At 62.4% G+C, this 18,346-nt stretch carries 19 protein-coding genes and 1 riboswitch; of the genes, 8 read left to right on the top strand and 11 right to left on the bottom strand.

The features are described from left to right. Positions 1 to 43: 43 nt before the first annotated feature. From C1T17_RS05395 to C1T17_RS05370, 6 genes are all read right to left on the bottom strand, one after another. Positions 44 to 820, bottom strand: a complete 777-nt coding sequence (locus C1T17_RS05395) for an outer membrane protein assembly factor BamD (protein ID WP_104952559.1) — start codon at positions 818 to 820, stop codon at positions 44 to 46. Between the two features lie 81 nt (positions 821 to 901). Continuing rightward, a complete protein-coding gene (locus C1T17_RS05390; RefSeq protein WP_104952558.1) occupies positions 902 to 1,906 on the bottom strand; it encodes a sensor histidine kinase in 1,005 nt (334 codons plus the stop codon). Positions 1,907 to 2,031: 125 nt separating this feature from the next. Next, entirely contained in the window at positions 2,032 to 2,880 is an 849-nt protein-coding gene (locus C1T17_RS05385; RefSeq protein WP_104952557.1) for a phosphodiesterase, read from the bottom strand. Positions 2,881 to 2,903: 23 nt separating this feature from the next. Beyond that, the gene (locus C1T17_RS05380) at positions 2,904 to 4,811 is read right to left on the bottom strand and encodes a cytochrome c3 family protein (protein ID WP_104952556.1); all 1,908 of its coding nucleotides are present in this window, start codon (positions 4,809 to 4,811) and stop codon (positions 2,904 to 2,906) included. A 4-nt stretch (positions 4,812 to 4,815) separates the two neighbouring features. Beyond that, the gene (locus tag C1T17_RS05375; protein ID WP_104952555.1) at positions 4,816 to 5,691 is read right to left on the bottom strand and encodes a hypothetical protein; all 876 of its coding nucleotides are present in this window, start codon (positions 5,689 to 5,691) and stop codon (positions 4,816 to 4,818) included. 2 nt (positions 5,692 to 5,693) lie between these two features. Beyond that, positions 5,694 to 8,225 (bottom strand): cyclic nucleotide-binding domain-containing protein, encoded by a 2,532-nt coding sequence (locus tag C1T17_RS05370; protein WP_104955018.1) that lies wholly within the window; start codon positions 8,223 to 8,225, stop codon positions 5,694 to 5,696. A 152-nt stretch (positions 8,226 to 8,377) separates the two neighbouring features. Here C1T17_RS05370 and C1T17_RS05365 point away from each other — a divergent pair, with 152 nt between their 5' ends. Beyond that, on the top strand, positions 8,378 to 9,340 hold the full coding sequence (locus C1T17_RS05365; protein ID WP_223262814.1) for a tetratricopeptide repeat protein: 963 nt from the start codon (positions 8,378 to 8,380) through the stop codon (positions 9,338 to 9,340). A gap of 6 nt (positions 9,341 to 9,346) precedes the next feature. Here C1T17_RS05365 and C1T17_RS05360 read toward each other — a convergent pair whose 3' ends face one another. Both C1T17_RS05360 and C1T17_RS21185 read right to left on the bottom strand, forming a co-directional pair. Beyond that, a complete protein-coding gene (locus C1T17_RS05360; RefSeq protein ID WP_104952554.1) occupies positions 9,347 to 10,375 on the bottom strand; it encodes a 2-oxoadipate dioxygenase/decarboxylase family protein in 1,029 nt (342 codons plus the stop codon). Further along, positions 10,359 to 10,496 carry a hypothetical protein gene (locus C1T17_RS21185; RefSeq protein WP_189338502.1) on the bottom strand — a complete coding sequence of 46 codons (138 nt, stop codon included), beginning with the start codon at positions 10,494 to 10,496 and terminating at the stop codon, positions 10,359 to 10,361. The genes C1T17_RS05360 and C1T17_RS21185 overlap by 17 nt, the downstream gene beginning before the upstream one ends. A gap of 45 nt (positions 10,497 to 10,541) precedes the next feature. Here C1T17_RS21185 and C1T17_RS05355 point away from each other — a divergent pair, with 45 nt between their 5' ends. From C1T17_RS05355 to C1T17_RS05340, 4 genes are all read left to right on the top strand, one after another. Then, the gene (locus C1T17_RS05355; RefSeq protein ID WP_145958956.1) at positions 10,542 to 10,775 is read left to right on the top strand and encodes a hypothetical protein; all 234 of its coding nucleotides are present in this window, start codon (positions 10,542 to 10,544) and stop codon (positions 10,773 to 10,775) included. A 97-nt stretch (positions 10,776 to 10,872) separates the two neighbouring features. Continuing rightward, the gene (locus tag C1T17_RS05350; RefSeq protein WP_223262813.1) at positions 10,873 to 11,190 is read left to right on the top strand and encodes a hypothetical protein; all 318 of its coding nucleotides are present in this window, start codon (positions 10,873 to 10,875) and stop codon (positions 11,188 to 11,190) included. A 145-nt stretch (positions 11,191 to 11,335) separates the two neighbouring features. Continuing rightward, complete coding sequence (locus C1T17_RS05345) at positions 11,336 to 11,851, top strand: CHAP domain-containing protein (RefSeq protein WP_104952552.1); 516 nt, start codon at positions 11,336 to 11,338, stop codon at positions 11,849 to 11,851. A gap of 153 nt (positions 11,852 to 12,004) precedes the next feature. Further along, complete coding sequence (locus C1T17_RS05340; protein WP_104955016.1) at positions 12,005 to 12,592, top strand: CHAP domain-containing protein; 588 nt, start codon at positions 12,005 to 12,007, stop codon at positions 12,590 to 12,592. Position 12,593: 1 nt separating this feature from the next. Here the strand turns inward: C1T17_RS05340 and C1T17_RS05335 are convergent, their stop codons facing one another. From C1T17_RS05335 to C1T17_RS05325, 3 genes are all read right to left on the bottom strand, one after another. After that, complete coding sequence (locus C1T17_RS05335) at positions 12,594 to 12,854, bottom strand: DUF3297 family protein (RefSeq protein WP_104955015.1); 261 nt, start codon at positions 12,852 to 12,854, stop codon at positions 12,594 to 12,596. Positions 12,855 to 12,956: 102 nt separating this feature from the next. Next, positions 12,957 to 14,882 carry a 1-deoxy-D-xylulose-5-phosphate synthase gene (dxs, locus tag C1T17_RS05330; protein ID WP_104952551.1) on the bottom strand — a complete coding sequence of 642 codons (1,926 nt, stop codon included), beginning with the start codon at positions 14,880 to 14,882 and terminating at the stop codon, positions 12,957 to 12,959. 68 nt (positions 14,883 to 14,950) lie between these two features. Beyond that, positions 14,951 to 15,415 (bottom strand): Fur family transcriptional regulator, encoded by a 465-nt coding sequence (locus tag C1T17_RS05325; protein ID WP_104952550.1) that lies wholly within the window; start codon positions 15,413 to 15,415, stop codon positions 14,951 to 14,953. A 144-nt stretch (positions 15,416 to 15,559) separates the two neighbouring features. Continuing rightward, a riboswitch (yybP-ykoY riboswitch) is annotated at positions 15,560 to 15,740 on the top strand. 17 nt (positions 15,741 to 15,757) lie between these two features. Between C1T17_RS05325 and C1T17_RS05320 the strand changes: the two genes are divergently transcribed. The 3 genes from C1T17_RS05320 (at position 15,758) to C1T17_RS05310 (ending at position 18,317) form a co-directional block, all read left to right on the top strand. Next, positions 15,758 to 16,339: a TMEM165/GDT1 family protein gene (locus C1T17_RS05320; protein WP_104952549.1), complete on the top strand. Its 582-nt coding sequence runs from the start codon at positions 15,758 to 15,760 to the stop codon at positions 16,337 to 16,339. A 73-nt stretch (positions 16,340 to 16,412) separates the two neighbouring features. Then, entirely contained in the window at positions 16,413 to 17,630 is a 1,218-nt protein-coding gene (locus C1T17_RS05315; protein ID WP_104952548.1) for an argininosuccinate synthase, read from the top strand. A 51-nt stretch (positions 17,631 to 17,681) separates the two neighbouring features. Further along, positions 17,682 to 18,317 carry a DUF1345 domain-containing protein gene (locus C1T17_RS05310; RefSeq protein WP_104952547.1) on the top strand — a complete coding sequence of 212 codons (636 nt, stop codon included), beginning with the start codon at positions 17,682 to 17,684 and terminating at the stop codon, positions 18,315 to 18,317. Positions 18,318 to 18,346 lie beyond the last annotated feature (29 nt).

Here is an 18,346-nt window from a genome sequence, read left to right as displayed (position 1 = left end):
ACGGCTTTAGCCCCTTAGATACGAAAGGGGAACAGGCGGCGCTTCATGCCGCCTTGGGAGGATGCTCCTGAATGAGCTTGTAGGACCGCTCATACCATTTGGAACCCGGATAGTTCGCGCCCAGCACCGCCGCTGCCTTCTTCGCTTCTTCGGGCAGGCCGAGCGAGAGATAGCTTTCGACGAGTCGCTCAAGCGCCTCGGGCGCGTGCGTCGTGGTCTGATATTTGTCGACAACGGAGCGGAAGCGCAGCGTTGCCGCCAGCCATTGACCGCGACGCTGGTGGAAACGACCGATCTCCATTTCCTTGCCCGCCAGATGGTCGTTGACCAAGTCGATCTTCAACCGCGCGTCGGCAGCGTAGCGCGTCCCGGGATAGCGGCGGACGAGTTCGCCTAGCGAATCGAGTGCCTGCTGCGTAATCTTCTGGTCGCGCGTAACGTCGGCGATCTGCTCGTAATAGCAGAGCGAGATTAGATAATAAGCGTAGGGTGCATCCTTGTTACCCGGATGGATCGACAGGAACCGCTGCGCGCCCTGGATCGCCTCGTTATAATCGGTGTTCATATAGTAGCTGAACGCCGCCATCAGCTGCGCACGGCGCGCCCATGGCGAATAGGGATGCTGGCGCTCGACTTCATCGAACAGCGCCGCTGCCAGCTTGAACTGGCCCCGGTCGAGCCGGTACTTAGCTCCGTTATAGAGCGTCGAAACGTCACGGGCGACATATTGCGTGTCGGCCTTGTTCTTAGACGAGGCACAGGCGCCCAGCGTGGCAACAGCGGCAATCGCCAGCGCGAACTTGATCGAATGTTTATGCATAGGCGACGGGTCATAGCCGAGGAGTGGCGCGCCGCCAAGCAGCAGATTGTCCTCACCTACTGATATGCGGGACGGGCCCCGCTACGCAGCGGCCGGGACCATCAGCGAAGCGCGAACCCCGCCGCTGTCGCCCGGAAGGAGGCGGAAAGTCCCGCCAAGCTGCTGCGCCAGCGCCGTCGCGATGCGCAGGCCCAGACTCTGGCTGTTCTGTAGATCGAAATTCTCCGGAAGCCCGCATCCATCGTCCACGATGTCCAGTTCCAGACCGGCATCACCCCTGACGGTCACGCGGATCAGTCCGCCGACGCGATCGGCGAATCCATGCTCCAGCGCATTGGCGACGGCCTCCGCCATGATCAACGCAAACGGGATAGCGGCGTCTGGATCGATCGCCACATCGTCGTCGATAACCAGATCGACGCGAACGTCGGTGCGGCCATTAGCGTCGAGGACGTCCTTCGCCAACGTCTCCACGAAAGAGCGTACCGACAGACGTTGACCGCTGGGATCGTAGAGCGCCCGGCTGATCTTGCCGATCAGCGCCAGCCGATGCGACGCTTCGTCCAGAGCCTTACGCGCGCCGGGATGGTCGATATTGCGCCGCTGAAGCGCGATCAGCGCCGCTGCGACTTGCAGATTGTTGGACACCCTATGTTGGAGTTCGCGAAACAGCATCTCGCGATGCTCGGCCAGCGCCGCGCCGCGTGCGCGCTCGTCGGCCAACCGCTTATTGCTCTGCTGCATCCAGTCGATCAGGATGATGTCGACGGCCACCACGATAAAATAAAAGGCCAGCGCGACGAAGGTGCCCAAAGTGAAAACATGCCCCGTCTGTGGCGCGATGAAGAAATACCACGCGAACATCCAGCACAAAGCACCCGCCAGAATCGCCGGGCCACGACCGAAGAGAAATGCGGACAGGACGACTGCGGGGAAGAAAGTCACATAGGGATAGCCAGCCTGAAGCACAGGCTCGGCCAGCAATCGCAGCCCTAGAGCTGCGCCACACAGGCCCAGTGTTACGGCGTAAGCAACTATCGGATGAACCACTGCAAGCGGAAATCGCTCGACGAACCGCTCTTTCATGTACTGCTTTGCCTTCCCGCCCAACGGGCATGCGGTGCTGTAGCAGATCGTTACGTGTGCGCTTTAACCTCAATCAATGCGCAGAGAAATAGGGTCGCCCTTATGCTGGTTAAAGAAGCGTCGCGCTATCGGGGCCGTTCACTGACCAGGGCGCGGACAAGCGGCTGCATTTGCTTGTCGAATTTGGCGAGCATCACATGTTCATCGGACGTATCGAAGTGGGTGACGAGGCCATGTTCAGTCCAGCGATGCAGTGCAAAAGCGGGTGCATCGGCGATGATCATTGGGCGATTGTCCGGCTTCTCAGGATCTATGGGCGAGAGGTCCAGCGCGACCTGTGGCGCGGTGGAGGGACAGATCGCGACCGTCGTGCCTTTCCATGGCGCGACGATCGGGCGGTGGAGATGCCCGCAGACCAGCGCCTGTACCTGACCATGCCCCGCTATCGTGTCGGCAAAGCAGCTTACCCAGGGTTCGTCCGGATGCGTATTCATCCAGTCTATTCCGACTTCCACCGGCGGATGATGCATCACGATGACGGTGGGCGTCTCGGGTTCTTCCTTTAGCCGCGCGTGAAGCCAATCGGCCCGCGCTTCACAGAATGCGCCGCCATGACGACCCGGCTCCAGCGTATCGATGACGATCAACCGCAGCCCATCGAGCGGCACGACATATTGCACAAAGCCATCGACGACGGGCGTTCGCGGGAAGAAGGTCGCGAAATTCTCTCGATCGTCGTGATTGCCCATGCATGGGAAGACCGGGAACGGACACACGCTGAGCGCATTGGCCAGCCGCCGATAGCTGTCCGCATCGCCCCGATCGACCAGATCGCCAGTCGCCAGCAACAGGTCGGGGCGGTTCGGGCCGTCGATCAGGTGCCGCAATACCTGATCCAGCCGCTTGCGGTTGAATTCGGCCGGATTATCGGGCTCGAACCCCAGATGAATGTCCGTGATCTGCGCGATCAGCATCGGACGTGCGCCCCCCTGTTGTGTTATCGATTACGTCGTGTTGCGTCTGACGCCTCGCTCGACAGCGCGATCACCTTGGCAACCGTTTTGTCCCTTATCGTGTTCGCCGGAACCCATGGTGCCCCATTCCCGGCATGATAACTGTGACATAGAGCACAACTGGAGGGCACATCGGCCTTCGCCTTTTCCCCGCCATGGCATTCGCGGCATGTAGCGATGCCGGGCAGCAGCAGGTCGCTCGCCTTGGCGGACTTCGGCGCGGCATGACAGCTTTCGCAGCTTTCGGTCTTATGCGGCGCGTGGTCGAACCAGCCCTTCATCATGTAGCGCATGGGCTGATGCACCGCCATTACCTGCCAGTTGGCATTGCCCCCGGCCCCCGGCGGCGTGATGACGTGGCAGTCGAAGCAGGCCCCGCCCTTTGAGAAGACGGCGCGGATCGCGGCCTCGGCATTGCCGGGTCGCGTAGCCGCTGCCCGCACATAGGCGTTGCTCACCTTCGCCGCCGCATAGTCGCCGGGGAGGCGCCGCGTCATGCCGCCAAGCGCAACGGGGCGTACCGGACCAGTCGAGCGATAATAGGCGCGCAGGTCGGCGACAACCTGCGCCGGTTCGCCATGCCGCAGAGTGCGGACGGTGCCGCCGATGCTCTCGAAGCCAAGGCTGTGGCAGGCTTGGCAATCGGTCTCCATATCGACCGGCAGGAAGCGCACGCCGTCCGCCGTCGGACGGTGGCAATCCGCGCAGGCAAGTGAGTCGCCATAGCCCTGCTGCGCCTTCAACGTCCGCGCCATGCGCGCGACGCCACCCGATTTGCTCAGATGGATGTTATGCGGGAATTTGAGGCCGCCATTGTCGCTTGGTTCGTCGTCCAGCGAGATGCGTTCGAAGCGCGGGTACTTCATGCCGATGCCGGGCGGCGCAACCATCACGGCGGGCTCGAATTGCGGATGGCTGGTGCTAAAGTCGCCTGCGTTGCCCAGCTTTGTGTCCTTCAACCGCTTGTCCAGCGTGCCGTGGCAATCGGTGCAGAACTGCTGCGCGGTCGGCTGCATCGGGCCAGCGCCGACATGCTCGGTATGGCAATCCACACAGGCGCCGGGGCCGGGCTTACCGAACGCGGAAGAGAAGCTGGCGAGGATGCGTCCACCGACGCCGGGAGTTTCGCGTGCCATCGCCAGACGGGCAGCGGGGGCGTGCTCATGCACTTCCGCGGGATTGTGGCAGGTCTGACATGCGCTGTCCTGCACCGACACGAACGCCTTGACGTGGCAGCTTTCGCATTTGCCTTCCAGCGCGTGATGCGCCTTGCTCAAGGGGCCGGGGGACCAGGCGCTGTCGCCGGCCACGGTGTCGCCCTTGGTGAGGTTCGCCCGCATCATCTGCGCCTCACGCTCGTTCTTTACTGCGTAGATGTTGCGCGTGTCCTGCGCGGGCCGCGTGACAAAACTGAAGATCGGCACCGCCAGAAAGCCGATCAGGATCGACAACACCAGCGCCCACGCCATGCCGCGCCGCCCCGGCAGCAGGCCGGAGAGCGAGAAGACGCGGGACTCTTCCTTTTCCTCCAGTGCGTCGGACAGGGCGTCCACGCGTTGGATCGACAGGATGATCTCGTCATTTTCGCCATGCGACACGGTGATGCGGTGCCCGCCGAAGCGCAGTTCCGCGCCCTGCACGGCGTCGATATCGGCGCGCATCGTCGTGCGCCCGTCAAGCACGAACCCGAGCGTTCCCGTCGCGCGCACGGTGACGCGCCGGGCATCGACTTGCTCGATCCGCGCGTGGTCGGGCGTGACCGACAGATCCTGCAAGTGGATGTCGTTCTCTGCCGCACGGCCGATCGACAGCTGCGGCTTGGGCAACGTGGACTGGCGCACGATTTCGCGGCCATCGGCGGTGTGGCTGACCTGACGGATAAGGAATGTCATGCGATCACCAGTAGAAGAACACGCTGACGATGTGCGCCGTCAGGGCTGCGAGCAGCGCGAAGGTGGCGGGCACATGCACGTAGAGCCAGATTTCAAGCAGCGCCTTCAACCGCAGATGCTTGCGCAGCCGTGCCAGCGTGCCCTGCTTGCGCTCCAGTAGCGCGTCGATGCGCTCCAGCGGATCGTCGCCGGTATCGGGATGCGCGGCGGTCCACTGACGTAATGCCGATTGTGCGCGCGCGGTCGCGCAACTGGAATAGCTGCCGGTCAATCGCCGCCACAGGCCACCGCTGAACGGATCCTGATCGAGGGACCATTGCACCGCCTCGGCCTGTTCGTGCGGCAGCGGTTGCGCGGCGTCGTGCAATTGCCGATCGATGGCGCGCAGTGCGTCGAGCATCTGCACCTGCGTCATCTCGTCGCGATTATCGCTGAGCGCGGCGGGTATTCCGGCATAGACGCCCACGCCGAACATGCCCGACAGGATCACCAGCATCATCAGCGCGTAGGCCAGCGTGTGCACGTTCCAGCCCAGCTGAAAACCCGTGTGCAGCGTGCCGATAACGATCAGGCTGAGACCCAGATACACATGGGCGGACGTCCATGCCTTCAATGACCAGCGCCCGGTCGTCATCGCCCGCTTGCGCATACCGAGCGCGGTCAGCCACAGGATCAGCAACACGCCGATGGTGCCGAGCGTGTAGCCATACCAGCTTCCGCCATTATGGCGCGGCGTGATGTCAACCATCAGGTAGCTGGCGATGATGAGGAGGCACAGCACCGTCGAAATCTTCAACCAGCGGAAACCGCCATGTTGCAGAAAGCCTTCATGGCGCGCTTCGCCCCGCGCGCGCCGCATCGTGGAAACCCGTGTCGCCATGGTCAGCGGCTATCCCCCGTGATCCGTTCCAGCCGTGCGACGCTCAAGAAGTCTTCGGGCGATACGCGGATCGCGGCGCCAGTCGGGCAAGCGCGCACGCAGGCAGGGCCACCGTCGATCCCCGAACACATGTCGCACTTGATCGCTTTCTTCGGCTTCTCGACGCCCGGTTCGGCATTTTTGTAGCGCCACTTCTTCGATGGCTCGCCCGGCCCCGGCCCTGCGCCGAACAGCATCCAGCTTAGGAGGCCCGGCTTCTTGGGCGGCACGCTGTCCATGCGGATTACGCCATAGGGGCAGTTGCGCTGGCAGTTGCCACAGCCGATGCAGGTGTCGTCGATGAACACTTCGCCGTCGGGGCCGCGATGAATGGCGTTGGGTGGGCAGTCGGCCATACAGTGCGGATGCTCGCAATGGCGGCAGCTCGTCGGCACATGCAGATGCGCGTAGGTCTTGCCTGCTTCGCGATCGAGCCGTGACAGCCCCTCATGGCTGTCCGCGCACGCCTTCTCGCAATTGTCGCAGCCGACGCACAGATGCTCGTCGATCAACAGCACGTCAGTCGCTTCGCCGATGCCATTGTCGACCAGGAATTTGGCCGTCTGCGAATACATATCGACCACGGTCGAAAAGCTGTCCTTGCGGCTCTCGACGAAGGCGTTGATGTCCTGCCGCGCGGCCATGTCGCGCCGGGCGCGTTCCAGCAGTGCGGGCTTGGCTTCCATCAGCGCGCGGAACGCCTCGCCCTTCAGCCTGATGACTTCGGACTTCACCGTCGCCTTGACGCTGGCGGTGCGAGGTCCGCCGCCGATCAGCGCCATTTCGCCGACGTAGCTGCCTGCGGGAAGATAGGAGAGGAACACGGGCTTTCCACCGACGATCTTCTCGACGATCATCGATCCGACGCGGATGACGAAGATGTCGTCGCCCTGCTCACCCTCACGGATGATGAACTCGCCCGCCTTCACCGTCATGATCTCGGCGGTGTCGAGCACCTCGGTAAGGTCGGCAGGGGTCAGGCCCGCGCCGAACATCTGGAGCAATTGCCGCTCGGTCGAGATGCGTGTTACCGCGCGCTTGGCGGCGGGAACGGAGGACATGAGTTTCAGCGCCGCCGTGCGCGACACTTCCACCATGATCGACTTTTCGCCCGCGCGCACCGTAGCCCCGCGCCGCCGCCCGGAGATCAAGCCAACTTCGCCGAAGATCGAGCCTTTTTCGATTGGCACGGTGATGGCGGGGCTTTCCGCCCGCACTTCCACCAGCGCCTGCCCATCGGCGACCGCGAACAGCGAAGACCCCGGATCGTTCTTTTCAAAGATGACCTGGTTCTTGCCATAGGCGCGCACTTCGCTGTCGAGCATGAACTCGCGCATCTGGAGCGGCGACAGGCCTTCGAGGATCGAGACGTTGGTGCGCAGGAACTCCAGCCATTCGTCCACGCTCTTCTTGCCCGGTAAATCCTTGAACTTGGCGGCAAGGATCGGTTCGTCTGCGGGTTTCAGCGTCGTGTTGCCGTTGATGAACTCAACAACGTCGTGGCCCTGATTCATGCAATGCTTGATCAACGGATAACCGGCGAGCGCGCCGATCACGAAAATGCCAGGCGCGGTCGTCTCGAACACAGGCGACAATTTGGGGAAGGCCAGCCGGTCGTTGCTCGTGAACTCAATCCCGCATTCCTCAACGAAGCTGCGCGGCGGCGCGGAACCCATCCGCGCGATGATCCGATCGCACGGCAGGCGCACTTCGCCATCGCGCGTATCGACGGTGATGAAGCCCTGCTCGACTTTCGACGTGGTGCTCTCGGTCAGGATGCTGACACGCCCGGCAGCGCCCGCCGCCATCAGGGCCTGTACATTCGCGCCCTTGGCAGTCGAAAATTCCGCGCCACGGTTGATCAGACTGACGATGTTGCCCTGCGCCTCGTCCGCTGCCAGACCAAGCGCGTTTTCGATGCCCGCATCGCCGCCGCCGATGACGAAGATATGCTCGTCATTATATTCGGCCGGATCATCAAGTTGATACTGGACATGGGGCAAGTCGCCGCCCGGACAGCGCATCAGGTTCGGATTGCCCTGCGTCCCGATCGCCATGATGACGGCGTCGGCGATATACTCTTCGCCGTTGGTCAGCGTGATCTTGTAAGGGGGCGCGTGGCGCTGTTTCTCGCGCGTTTCGCTGCTGCCGTCGCGGGCGCGGACGACGATCTTCTGCACGCTACCCGGGATCGGATCGCCAGTGCCTTCGATGGCTTTCACTTCACTTTTGTAAGCGACGTTGATGCCCTGCCCCGCCGCCTGATCGTTCCAGGTGCCCAGGATCTTCTCACGCTTGCCCGCGTCGAAATCGAAGTCGGATCGCAGGACGAGCTGGCTCGGCGTCGCCATGACGTGCTTGCCCTTCTGATACTTGTAGATCGTATCGGAAAGGTGGTCGGTCTTTTCGAGGAGGACGTGCGAAAGACCCAGACCTGCGGCACGCGCGGCGGCGCTCAGCCCGGCCGGCCCCGATCCCACAATAGCGATGCGCACGCGGTTGCCCACAGTTATCCCCCAAGATTCTGTTTGCCACTCCCGACCTTTCCCCCGGTCGATTTAGCGGCATACGGGTGCGAACCGTGGCGGCACTCTACCATTTCCTTCGCGTCGCGCTAGACTGCAAGTTGCATGTGGAGGGGATTTCAATGACGGAAGTTGCAAAGGCGCCCGGCGGCGCGGGAAGTCGCACGGGACGGATGCTGCTGATCGGAGCCGGCGTGATCGCGCTGGTGTCCGTCGCCTATGGCGTAACCCGCGAATCGCACGACCCTTCCGCTACGCCCACAGCAGCGGCTTCCGAACCGCAGACCGCTGCTCCGGCCGATCCAGCCGCCATTATTCAGGACTTACAGAACCGCGTCGGCGCGAATCCGAAGGACGCCGAAGGGTGGCAGATGCTCGGCTGGGCCTATTTTGAAGCGAACCGTTATGCCGATTCGGCACGCGCCTACAAACGCGCGACGGCGCTGGTGCCGGGCAATGCGACATTCTGGTCGTCTTTGGGCGAGGCGCTGGTGATGGGCAGCGCCACCGATCCGATGCCTGCCGAGGCGGCGGCGGCGTTCGACAAGGCGATATCGCTGGATGCGAAGGAACCGCGCGCACGCTATTTCCTAGCCGTCGCCAAGGATCTGAAGGGCGACCACAAGGGCGCGATCGCCGACTGGGTCGCGCTGTTGAAGGAGACGCCGAGCGGCGCACCTTGGGAAGCGGACCTGCGCCGTACCATCGAGCAGGTCGGCCGCATCCACAAAGTCGATGTTACCCAACAACTCGCCAGCATCAAGCCGAGCGCGCCGCATTCTGAAATTCCCTCGGTCGCGACGGCGGCGATTCCTGGCCCGACGCGCGATCAAATGCAGGCCGCCTCTGCACTACCCAAAGGTCAGCAGGATCAGATGATCGACGGCATGGTCGCCAGCTTAGACGGCAAGCTCAAGGCCAATCCTACAAATGTCGATGGCTGGATCATGCTGATGCGCAGCCGCATGACGCTGGGTCAGACGGCGCAAGCGACGCAGGCGGCGAAGAACGCGATCACCGCCAATCCCGCGCAGGCCAGCCGGATCAAGGATGAGGCGAAGCTGCTGTCCGTCCCCGGCGTCTGATCGGGGTCAGGCGTCCAGCGACGCGGTCATCTTGAAGATGCCCTGCGCGTTGCCACTGTCAAATTTGAGATCGATAAGACCATTTGATGGGTCAACTTCACGATCAATAAATTCGTAGAAGGAGCCTGGCACGGAGAGCGTCACAGCAGCGCCGTCTTCTCCGACGAAGGAACGCTCCACCCAGTCGGCGCGATACGCCGTCTGGCGCACGCGTCCGCTGCCCGATACTTCGATGCGGTCCTTCATGGCGCGGCCAGCGGCACGCTGTGCGTCGGCCACTGCCTCGACATCGCTCACCCGGTCGGTGCCATGGTTGAAGGCATTACCCTCGGTCGCGATCCAGGCGGCTTCGGCGCTGGCGGCTTTCAGCGTTTCATAGTCGGACAGGCTCGGCACGTCGTGATGCCGGTCGAAAGCACCGACGATGGCGGGCAAGGCCGCGGCGGCCCGATTTAGCGCAACCTCGCCCCGCTCCGCAAACTCATCGAGCACCGCCAGCGCGTCGGCGGTAAGCGGTTCCCGCGTCGTGCCGAAAATCCGTTTGGCCGCCGCCGCGAAGTCGGGGCCGAACCGATCCACATGCAGTTCGCTGATGAAGAATTGCGCGATGCTGTCCGGAAACGCGCTATGGCACCAGGCATATCCGGTCATCCGCAGCCTATCGAGCGGATAGATGTCCGCGCGTACATAGCCCAGCGGTTCGAGAATGCGGGCGAAGGCATCCGCCCCGGCGGGAACGGCGCCAGTGGGCGCATGGCCGGGCAATATGACCGTGCGCAGCGCACCATGATCGAGTATGATCTTCCGCCCCGCCGCCCGGCAATCCGCTGCATAGGCCGCTGCCGTCGGCACGCGCGCCAGTAATCCCCAATGCAGCGCCACGTTCATCGCCACGGCGAACTCGGCGCGGCTGACTGTCTTTGGACCGCTGTCGGGCACGCCCCCCGGCAATGCCAGATCGGAGATCGCGGGCGCGGCATCGTCCTTCAAAACCGCGGCGACAAGAGCATGTAATTTTTCAGGCGAGATCGTCATCCATGACAAATAGCGACTTCACCGCGATAGTGCCAGTTCCTGCGTTACGGGCTTCGGCAGCGCGTTCCGCCGCTGCGAAATCCTCCGTCGAAACAGCTCGACCGACAGTGGCGCAATCCATCGCAGAGGCGCGGAACCGATGGCAGCGATCGGTATTTAGATGCTCATGACTATGTATCGGTATGTGACGCCCACACGGACGGGCAAATGGTATCCCAGCATCGAAGCTGCGCAGAAGACCGCCAACAAGATCGGTGCCGGATTCTGGGACGAGGGAAGCGGCGCTTTCTATCAATATCCCCAAGCGAAGCTGGAGATGCAGCCGTTGGTTATGGCCATGCCGATGATAGCCAATTCCAATGGACGCGGCGATATCATCCCGATGGAGCAAGCCGCCTGATGTGCCGCCCATTTCGGGATGAGACTTGACTCCCGGCGGCTTGAGGATGACCATGGCGGCCAGAACACAAGAGCTAGCGCAGTCAGGGGCTTAAGCAATGAATGTGTCAAAAACGGCGGTAGTGGAGCGGATCGCCCGCGTACTTGCAGGGCAACATCTAAGCATTAATGCGGCGGGTCGTGAATCGTCCGCCGCGCCGGATGTTGACGATGCTTGGCCGAACTATCGGAGCGACGCCCTGGCCGTTCTCCGCACCTTGAGAGAACCCGATGAAGCCATGGCTGCGGCAGGCGATCCGGTCGTCTGGGAGAGGATGATCGGGGCGGCGCTGGGGCACGCGCCACATGACCATACTGCTTCCATGTCCAACGAGCCGCCTGAGCCTGGCACCGATCCGCTGCACGAAGGGCCGTGAGAGTCGGCCCCCATTAACTCCTGAAAAGGGTTCCACGCACTTCGATCTATACGCCCCGTCGTGGCAACGCCTCGCCGCAGCGGTGTAGCGCCGTATCGGGCGATCCCCTCTAAGCGCTTCAACGAAGCGAGGGGTCGCCCATATAATGCAAGGTTTGTTTCGCGCGGCTTTCGCGCTGATTGTCGCACTCGGCCTGGTTACGGCGAACGCTCCGGCCATGGCAGGCACGCTCCAGTGCGCACCCTATGCGCGTCAGATTTCGGGAATTCAGCTTTTCGGCCGCGCTGCCGATTGGTGGAACCAGGCCAGCGGCCATTATGATCGCGGGCATGAGCCACGGGTCGGCGCAGTCCTCGCCTTTGCCTCCAGCCGTTCGATGCCCGCCGGTCATGTCGCCATGGTCAGTCGGGTCGTTTCGGATCGCGAAGTGCGGCTTACCCACGCCAACTGGTCCTATCGCGGCGGTATCGAGCATGATGTTCGCGCCGTGGACGTGTCCCCCAATAACGACTGGAGCGACGTCAAGGTCTGGTATGCACCCATCGGCGATCTGGGCCAGCGTTCCAATGCAGCGCGCGGGTTCATCTACGCCTCCGCGCCGGCACCCGAGCAAAAGCCGGTGCAGATTGCCATGGCGCAGGTTCCCGCCACCTTCCGCTGATCCCGTCCCCCGACATGCTTAACCGGTTGCTAGGCATTTCCTGACATAACCGTCCCCAGTGGGTGATTACGGTTTTCAGGATCACATATGGGACAGCTTCGGGGCAAAGCCGCAGCTTGGCTGCTGGCGACGAGCCTTGCCATTTCAATAGCGATGCCGCTGCGCGCCGCCGACATTCTGCAATGCGTGCCCTATTCGCGTGTGGTTTCGGGCGTGACGCTGTATGGTGACGCGTGGACATGGTGGGCGCAGGCGGCCGGACATTATGATCGCGGGCATGTTCCTCGTAAGGGCGCGGTGCTGGCGTTCCAGCCTTATGGACCCATGCAGCTTGGCCATGTCGCGGTGGTGAGCGCGGTGCTGTCGGATCGCGAAGTGCTGATCCGGCATGCGAACTGGTCGACGCCGGGCGCTATCGAAGAAGACGTCCGCGCCATCGACGTGTCGGAAGAAGGCGACTGGAGCGCGGTGCGCGTTTGGCATACGCCCACCGGCCAGATGGGCGCGCGTATCAACCCGACTTACGGCTTTATCTATAGCGAGAAAGCGCGCCTCAATCCGTTCAGGGGTATGAGCGGCGTACGCCTAGCCAAGGCCATGCCGCTCCCGGATGATGCGGAGGACTTGCCGCTCCGCAAGGCCGGACCCCGCCTGGCCTATGCGGATGTAAGCCGGATCGGAGACGAGCGCACCTTGAGCGACATCATCCGCGACGTGAAACGGGCCGCGCGGCTGAAATAGACTATTCCGAAGCCTCTTGCGCAGGCGGATTTTCGTACCAGGCTTCTACTTCGCCAGACAGTTTGATGGTCAGCGGTTGTCCGTGGCGGTCCTTGGTCTTGCCCGCCGCTACGCGAATCCAGCCTTCGGAAATGCTATATTCTTCCACGTCATTGCGGATGCGATCCTTGAACCGGATACCGATGCCGCGCTGAAGCACGTCCATGTCGAAGTGGGGGCTGCGCGGGTTGGTCGACAGGCGGTCGGGCGGCGTGTCGGTTATCGGGGCCGTTTCGGGCGTGGGCGTTTCAGGCGTATCGTTCATGGGTCATATCCTGCTGGAAAGGCGTCCGCCTAGCCGCCCACAAAGGGGCGCGTCAACCGCTCAGGCCCGCGCTTCGCCGACTACGCCCGCGCTGTTATGGCGCAGTGCAGTCAGGACCGTATTCACGATAGCGGCGGAATCCAGACCCGCATCGGCATATTGCTTTTCGGGCTTGTCCTGATCCTGGAAGATGTCGGGCAGCCGCAGGGTGCGGATCTTCAATCCCGAATCTGTGAGGCCAAGGTCGCTCGCCAGCGTCAGCACATGCGCGCCAAGGCCACCGACAGCGCCCTCTTCCACTGTCACGGCGACTTCATGCGTCGCCAGCAGCTTGCGGATCATGGCTTCGTCGAGGGGCTTAGCGAATCGGAGGTCCGCAACGGTGGTGGACAGCCCCTTGGCTTCCAGCAGGTCCGCCGCCTTCAGCGCTTCCTCCAGCCGAGTGCCGAGCGACATGATGACGATCTTCTGGCCTTCCCGGACGATGCGGCCCTTGCCGATCTCCAGCAATTGCGGCGTTTTCGGTAGTGCTACACCTGTGCCATTGCCACGCGGATAGCGCACCGCGATTGGGCCGCTGTCGTGCTGTGCGCACGTGTGCACCATGTGCACCAGCTCCGCCTCGTCCGCCGCCGCCATTACGACGAAGTTCGGTAACGTCGCGAGATAGGTCACGTCGAAGCTGCCAGCATGGGTGCTGCCATCGGCGCCGACGAGACCCGCCCGGTCGATCGCGAAACGCACCGGCAGATTCTGTATCGCGACATCGTGCACGACCTGATCGTATGCGCGCTGAAGGAACGTCGAATAGATCGCGCAGAATGGCCGCATGCCCTGTGCCGCGAGACCCGCCGCGAAGGTCACCGCATGCTGTTCGGCGATTCCGACATCGAAGGTGCGTGAGGGGAAAGCCTCCTGAAACTTGTCGAGGCCCGTACCGGCAGGCATCGCTGCCGTGATCGCGCAAATGCGATCGTCGTTCAGGCCCTCGGCGATCAGCGCTTTGGCGAACACGCTGGTATAGCTTGGCGGGCCGGGAGGCGCTTTAGCTTGTGCGCCCGTGACCACATCGAATTTCTGAACGCCATGATATTTGTCGCTGGCGGCTTCGGCGGGCGCGTAGCCCTTGCCCTTCTTGGTCACGACATGGACGAGGATAGGGCCTTCTTCCGCATCACGGACATTTTCCAGAACCGGGATGAGCTGATCGAGATTATGCCCATCGACAGGCCCGACATAATAGAAGCCAAGTTCCTCGAATAGCGTGCCACCCATCGCCATGCCGCGCGCGAACTCGTCGGTCTTGCGCGCGGCCTTGTGCAGCGGACGCGGCAATTTGCGCGCGAGGCGCTTCAGCACATCGCGCACCGAGAGGAATTCCCGGCTGGACACGATCCGGGCCAGATAGGCAGACAGCCCTCCGACCGGCGGGGCAATCGACATATCATTGTCGTTGAGGATCACGACCAGCCGATTTCCGGCCTCGCGCGCATTGTTCATCGCCTCATAGGCCATGCCGGCCGACATCGCGCCGTCGCCGATAACCGCAATGCCCTTGCCGGGCTGATTCTTCAGCTTGGCGGCAATGGCGAATCCCAATGCCGCGCTGATCGACGTAGAGCTATGCGCCGCGCCGAAGGGGTCATATTCGCTCTCGGACCGCTTGGTGAAGCCTGAGAGGCCGCCGCCAGCGCGAAGCGTCCGGATACGATCGCGCCGCCCGGTCAGCACCTTATGCGGATAACATTGATGCCCAACGTCCCACACGAGCTTGTCCGTGGGCGTGTCGAACACATAATGGATCGCGGTCGTAAGCTCGACCACACCCAGGCCGGAACCCAAATGCCCGCCAGTGACGCCCACAGCCGCAATCACTTCCTGCCGCAATTCGTCCGCAAGCTGAGGCAACTCCGTAGGATCGAGCCTTCGCAGGTCTGCGGGCAGATTTACCTTATCTAGCAACGGCGTGAGGGGGCGTTCGGACATGAGTAGGGGTTTCTCCTGACGACTGCTTTAGCCGGTTACGCCAGTGGTGTCGAATATAGTGATGCCGTTCAGGCCGCGCATTTGGCGCAAGTGCCCAGCACTTCGATAATGGGCCGCTCGGCAGTGAAGCCCTCGTTGGCGGCGCGCTTGCGGACATTTCCGGTCAACGCATCGTCGTCCACATGAGTTGCCTCTCCGCATGTCCGGCACACGAGAAAGATGCAGTCGTGAAGGCAGCCGGGATGGGCGTTGGCGATATAGGCATTCGCGCTTTCCACCCGCATGGCGAGGTTGGAGGACACGAACAGGTCGAGGATACGATAGACGCTGTTGGGCGCCACGCGTTTGCCCCGCGCCTTGGAAACATGGTCGGCAATGTCATAGGCGGACGCCGGCTTCTCTTCGCCCGCCAGCGCTTCGAATATAGCCGCGCGCATCGGCGTCCATTGCTCGCCATTACGCTCCAGCGTCGCTTGCGCGGCACCGGCCAGCGAAGTGCCCGTCGGTTCGTGATGGTGATGATGCTGCGCCATACCCCCTATTTAGGCCCGTGCGCCGGTCGCGGCAATAGGGGCTAGGCCGCACCCGGCGACGCGGCTCTGGGCGGCGACCGAATATGGGCCCACGCAAATTTTCCACACTCTGTCCTTGCCTCTGGAGGATATGCCATTAAGGGGTAGCGCGTCATCTGGGGAGTAGCCAGCCGTCGGGAAACCAGCGGGCCGCGCGTCAACATATTTGGTGGAGACACCATGGTGCGCGGGACAGGAACGATCGATCCTGTCTGTCGAGACCAATGGCATCGGCTTTCCGTCCGGTCGGGCGGGGGGGGCCGGTGACATTGTGCTCCATCCTGCCCGACCCGGACAAAATACATGGACGCATTCCTAGCCTCGACTGCTGTCGTCGCGCTCGCCGAAGTCGGCGACAAGACGCAGTTGCTCGCGATCCTGCTTGCCACCCGGTTCCGTAAACCCGTGCCGATCATCGGCGGCATATTGGCCGCGACGTTGGTCAATCACTTTCTTGCGGCGTGGGTCGGCCACAGTATTGCCGGGCTGCTGGATGGTCCGGTGTTCCGATATGCCGTCGCAGCCGGGTTTATCGCCATGGGGCTGTGGACGCTCATTCCCGACAAGATCGACGATGATTTGAAGACGCCCAGCCATTCGGGGGTTTTCGTCACGACGCTGGTGTCCTTCTTCATTCTGGAGATGGGCGACAAGACGCAGGTCGCAACCATTGCGCTTGGCGCGCAATTCGGCACCAGCTTTGCGGAGTTGCTGGCCGTAACGGCAGGCACCACGCTGGGCATGATGATCGCCAATGTGCCCGCCGTGTATCTGGGCGAGGCGTTGATAAAGCGCGTTCCGTTGGCGGCGGTGCGCGCCGTCGCAGCTGCGCTGTTCCTGGGGTTGGGCCTGTGGCTGCTCGCTTCGTTACGCGGATGGCTATGACGCTGTTGCGATTACGGGGCTTCCCTGATACCCGCGCGCCCAACAACTGTGCCTTTTCACGAAAGCCTGGCCTATGTCCGATCAGATCAACCGCGTCGTCCTTGCCTTTTCCGGGGGCCTCGACACCAGCGTCATTCTGAAGTGGCTGCAGCAGACCTATAATTGCGAAGTCGTCACCTTCACGGCGGATCTGGGTCAGGGCGAAGAGCTGGAACCCGCGCGCAAGAAGGCGGAGATGATGGGCGTGAAGCCTGAGCATATCTTCATCGACGACCTGCGCGAGGAGTTCGTCAAGGATTACGTCTTCCCGATGATGCGCGCCAATGCGCTGTACGAGGGGCTATATCTGCTCGGCACGTCGATCGCGCGGCCTTTAATCGCCAAGCGGCAGATCGAAATCGCGAAAATGGTCGGCGCAGATGCGGTCAGCCATGGGGCGACCGGCAAGGGCAATGACCAGGTTCGTTTCGAGCTTGGCTATTATGCGCTTCAGCCCGACATCAAGGTCATTGCGCCGTGGCGCGAGTGGGATCTGACCAGCCGCACGCGCCTGATCGCTTTCGCCGAAGAGCATCAGATTCCGATCGCCAAGGACAAGCGCGGCGAAAGCCCGTTCTCGACCGATGCGAACATGCTGCACACGTCGTCCGAAGGCAAAGTGCTGGAAGACCCGTGGGAGGAAGTGCCCGACTACGTCTTTTCGCGCACCGTTCACCCGGAGGATGCGCCCGATCAGGCCGAGACCATCACCATCGATTTCGAACGCGGCGATGGCGTGGCGATCAATGGCGAAGGCATGTCGCCCGCGACCTTGCTGGAAACCCTCAATGAATATGGCCGCAAGCATGGCATCGGCCGCCTCGATCTGGTCGAGAACCGCTTCGTCGGCATGAAGTCGCGCGGCATGTATGAGACGCCGGGCGGCACCATCTATCATCTTGCCCATCGCGGGATCGAGCAACTGACGCTGGATCGCGGCGCAGCGCATCTGAAGGACGAACTTGCGCCCCGCTATGCCGAATTGCTCTACAACGGCTTCTGGTTCTCGCCCGAGCGCGAGATGTTGCAGGCGGCGATCGACCATAGTCAGGAAAAGGTGACGGGCACTGTACGCCTGAAACTTTACAAGGGGGGCGTGTATGTCACTGGCCGCAAGTCGCCGTTCAGCCTCTATAGCGAGAAGGTCGTGACGTTCGAGGATGACGCGGGCGCTTACGATCAGCGGGACGCAGCAGGCTTCATCAAGCTCAATGCGCTGCGGCTTCGATTGCTCGGCCGCCGCGACCTCTAAGGCTGCGCGAAAAGGCTTGCACGGAGCGCGCTAAACGGCGCTAATCGTCCGATGGCGCGCGCTACCCGAAAACATATTTTCCCGTGGCGCTATGGCATGTTCCTAGCGCTGCTCGCTTCGATGGCACCCTTGGCGATGGCGATGCCGTGGCATGAAGGTGTGATGGCGGGCTTCGATATTGCGGCGCTGGCCTTTCTGTTCTCGCTCGCGCCCTTGCTCGATGCGGATGCAGGCACGATGCGCCGCCACGCGCGCGACAACGACGCCAACCGCGTGACAATGCTGCTGCTGACCAGCATTGTCAGCACCGTGATCCTCGTGGCCGTCGGCGTGGCGGTGACATCGCATGACGCGCCCGACGCGCCGACGATTGTCCTGCTGCTTACCACGCTCATCATAGCCTGGATATTCTCCAACACCGTCTATGCGCTGCATTATGCGCATATCTGCTACATCAGCGAAGGCGATACGCCGGAGGCTGGCGGCATCGATTTCCCCAACAGCGAAGAACCCAATTACTGGGACTTCATCTATTTCGCCTTCACACTGGGCATGACGTTCCAGACGTCCGATGTCAGCGTCACCAACACGCCGGTCCGCAAGACGGTGATATTCCACTGTCTTGCCGCGTTCGTGTTTAATCTCGGCGTGATCGCCTTCACCATTAACATATTGGGTGGTGGCTGAGCCTGCCCCCCTTCATCGGTTGCTTACCA

The sequence above is a fragment of the Sphingobium sp. SCG-1 genome, assembly GCF_002953135.1.
GTDB lineage: Bacteria > Pseudomonadota > Alphaproteobacteria > Sphingomonadales > Sphingomonadaceae > Sphingobium.
Note: the sequence above shows the minus strand (reverse complement) of the source record. Positions and strands in the feature narration are given on the sequence as shown.

What these genes read in the sequence shown, in the direction of transcription:
- C1T17_RS05385 (WP_104952557.1), bottom strand. Translation starts at nt 2,880, where the DNA reads ATGCTGATCGCGCAGATCACGGACATTCATCTGGGGTTCGAGCCCGAT.
- C1T17_RS05345 (WP_104952552.1), top strand. Translation starts at nt 11,336, where the DNA reads ATGCAAGGTTTGTTTCGCGCGGCTTTCGCGCTGATTGTCGCACTCGGC.
- C1T17_RS05380 (WP_104952556.1), bottom strand. Translation starts at nt 4,811, where the DNA reads ATGACATTCCTTATCCGTCAGGTCAGCCACACCGCCGATGGCCGCGAA.
- C1T17_RS05320 (WP_104952549.1), top strand. Translation starts at nt 15,758, where the DNA reads ATGGACGCATTCCTAGCCTCGACTGCTGTCGTCGCGCTCGCCGAAGTC.
- C1T17_RS05390 (WP_104952558.1), bottom strand. Translation starts at nt 1,906, where the DNA reads ATGAAAGAGCGGTTCGTCGAGCGATTTCCGCTTGCAGTGGTTCATCCG.
- C1T17_RS05355 (WP_145958956.1), top strand. Translation starts at nt 10,542, where the DNA reads ATGACTATGTATCGGTATGTGACGCCCACACGGACGGGCAAATGGTAT.
- dxs (WP_104952551.1), bottom strand. Translation starts at nt 14,882, where the DNA reads ATGTCCGAACGCCCCCTCACGCCGTTGCTAGATAAGGTAAATCTGCCC.
- C1T17_RS05360 (WP_104952554.1), bottom strand. Translation starts at nt 10,375, where the DNA reads ATGACGATCTCGCCTGAAAAATTACATGCTCTTGTCGCCGCGGTTTTG.
- C1T17_RS05315 (WP_104952548.1), top strand. Translation starts at nt 16,413, where the DNA reads ATGTCCGATCAGATCAACCGCGTCGTCCTTGCCTTTTCCGGGGGCCTC.
- C1T17_RS05365 (WP_223262814.1), top strand. Translation starts at nt 8,378, where the DNA reads ATGACGGAAGTTGCAAAGGCGCCCGGCGGCGCGGGAAGTCGCACGGGA.
- C1T17_RS05395 (WP_104952559.1), bottom strand. Translation starts at nt 820, where the DNA reads ATGCATAAACATTCGATCAAGTTCGCGCTGGCGATTGCCGCTGTTGCC.
- C1T17_RS05325 (WP_104952550.1), bottom strand. Translation starts at nt 15,415, where the DNA reads ATGGCGCAGCATCATCACCATCACGAACCGACGGGCACTTCGCTGGCC.
- C1T17_RS05340 (WP_104955016.1), top strand. Translation starts at nt 12,005, where the DNA reads ATGCCGCTGCGCGCCGCCGACATTCTGCAATGCGTGCCCTATTCGCGT.
- C1T17_RS05310 (WP_104952547.1), top strand. Translation starts at nt 17,682, where the DNA reads ATGGCGCGCGCTACCCGAAAACATATTTTCCCGTGGCGCTATGGCATG.
- C1T17_RS05375 (WP_104952555.1), bottom strand. Translation starts at nt 5,691, where the DNA reads ATGGCGACACGGGTTTCCACGATGCGGCGCGCGCGGGGCGAAGCGCGC.
- C1T17_RS21185 (WP_189338502.1), bottom strand. Translation starts at nt 10,496, where the DNA reads ATGGATTGCGCCACTGTCGGTCGAGCTGTTTCGACGGAGGATTTCGCA.
- C1T17_RS05350 (WP_223262813.1), top strand. Translation starts at nt 10,873, where the DNA reads ATGAATGTGTCAAAAACGGCGGTAGTGGAGCGGATCGCCCGCGTACTT.